The sequence below is a fragment of the Streptococcus suis genome (genome assembly GCF_002960445.1).
GTDB lineage: Bacteria > Bacillota > Bacilli > Lactobacillales > Streptococcaceae > Streptococcus > Streptococcus hyiners.
The window spans coordinates 1-329 of record NZ_POJD01000169.1 but is presented as its reverse complement, the minus strand read 5'-3'; the positions used below and the strand labels follow the sequence as shown (position 1 = coordinate 329).

At 45.9% G+C, this 329-nt stretch carries 1 pseudogene; it reads left to right on the top strand.

The window, feature by feature from the left end:
* Positions 1 to 329, top strand: a pseudogene (gene glyA / locus C1G53_RS06910) (serine hydroxymethyltransferase); the annotation flags it as partial.

Sequence of the window (329 nt, the reverse complement as noted above, 5' to 3'; positions counted from 1 at the left end):
CGAATTGATTGCGTCTGAAAACGTTGTTTCTAAAGCTGTTATGGCAGCTCAAGGTTCTATTTTGACCAATAAATACGCAGAAGGTTACCCAGGTCGTCGTTACTATGGCGGTACGGAATGCGTTGACGTAGTTGAAAGTTTAGCTATTGAACGTGCTAAAGAAATATTCGGTGCAAAATTTGCTAACGTTCAGCCGCACTCAGGAAGCCAGGCCAATTGTGCTGCCTACATGGCCTTGATTGAGCCAGGAGACACTGTTATGGGGATGGACTTAGCTGCAGGTGGTCACTTGACTCACGGTGCATCAGTTAGCTTCTCAGGACAAAAGA